The sequence below is a fragment of the Bradyrhizobium sp. SZCCHNS3002 genome (assembly GCF_032377435.1).
Classification (GTDB): Bacteria; Pseudomonadota; Alphaproteobacteria; order Rhizobiales; family Xanthobacteraceae; genus Bradyrhizobium.
Genome location: NZ_JAUHHY010000037.1, coordinates 1 through 1,601, shown reverse-complemented (window position 1 = coordinate 1,601; position 1,601 = coordinate 1). Strand labels below are relative to the sequence as shown.

At 70.8% G+C, this 1,601-nt stretch carries 1 protein-coding gene; it reads right to left on the bottom strand.

The genetic code is table 11. From position 1 onward, the window contains the following. Positions 1-1,601 (bottom strand): non-ribosomal peptide synthetase (locus QW845_RS34085; RefSeq protein ID WP_315805881.1); only part of this gene is annotated, 1,601 nt, incomplete at both ends.

Here is a 1,601-nt window from a genome sequence, read left to right as displayed (position 1 = left end):
ACGAGATTGACGAGGCCGCGCTGCGGGATGGCGACGCCCTTGGGGCGGCCGGTGGAGCCGGAGGTGAAGATGACGTAAGCGAGGTCGTCGGGCAGCGGACCACGCCGCGGCCACGCCGGCGGCGGTTGCAGCAGCGCGGGATCGTCGAGCCGGAGCTGCGCGAGATCGTCGGGCAATGCGGCGGTGCTGCCGTCGGTCAGCACCAGTTGCAGCCGGGCGTCCCCGGCCATGACGCGCAGCCGCTCGGCCGGATAGGCCGGATCGAGCGGCACATAGGCGTGGCCGGCCTTGAGCACGGCGAGGATCGCGACGATCAGCTCCGGCCCGCGGTTCAGCGCAATGCCGATCAGTGCGTTGGTCGTGGGAATGCGAGCGGCGAGGTGTCCCGCGAGATGATCGGCGCGGCGGTGCAGCTCGGCATAGCTGATCTCGCCGCCGGCGTGGATGATCGCAGGCCGGTCGGCATGGTCACGCGCGGCCGCATCGAGCAGATCGAGAATGGTCTCGTCGACAACACGCGGCGCAGCCGTCGCATTCCACGTTTGTAGCTGGCGCCGTTCGTCGGCGCCGAGCATCGCGAGGCTGCTGAGCCTCGCCGCGCCGTCGGCCCTCGCCATCGCGCGAAGCAGGGTTGCGACATGGCCGGCCAGCCGCGCCATGCTGGCGGGCGCGAACATCTCGGCGTCGTATTCGAGAATGCCTTCGAGGCCGCCGTCGGCGGTCGGCTGCAGCGACAGGGTCAGCGCGAACTTGGCGACACCGGGCTCCGGCGGATGCATCAGCGTCGTGAGGCCGGGCATGTCGGGGGCGCGGAAGGCGGCGGCGTTCTGCAGCGCCAGCATCGCCTGGAACAGCGGGCTGATGCCGAGCTGGCGCTGCGGCTGCAGCTCCTCGACCAGTTGCTCGAACGGCAGGGTCTGGTGCGCAAAGGCGGCGAGATCGGTCTCGCGCACGCGCGCGAGCAGCTCGGCCAATGTCGGATCATCACTGAGGCGCAGCCGCAGCACCAGCGTGTTGACGAAGAAGCCGATCAGGCCTTCGAACTCGCGGCGGGTGCGGTTGGCGATGGGGGTGCCGATGCTGATGTCGTCGCTGCCGCTCCAGCGCGCCAGCACGGTGGCGAAGGCGGCGTGCAGCACCATGAACAGGGTGACGCCATGGCGTCGCGCGAGCGCCTCCCAGGCTGCGACCTCGCCGGCCTCGTGGCGCAGATGCACGAAGCCCGCGGGATGGCGCGGCGTCGCCGGCCGCGGCAGGTCGAGCGGCAGTTCGAGCCGCGCCGGCGCATCGGCGAGCGCCGTGCGCCAGTAGGCGAGCTCGCGCGGAATCGGACCGTTGGGATCGGCGAGCAGCTGGCGATGCCACAGTGCGTAGTCGGCATAGTGCATCGGCAGTTCGGGCAGCTTCGCAACCGTGCCGTTGCGGGCGGCCGCATACAGCCGCGCCAGCTCGCCGAAGAAGATGCCGGACGACCAGCCGTCGAAGGCGATGTGATGGATGACCACCGCGAGCACATGGCGCTCGGGAGCGAGCCGCACCAGCACCGCATGCAGCGGCAGGTCGCGCGACAGGTCGAAGCGGTGCTGCACCAGGCCATCGAG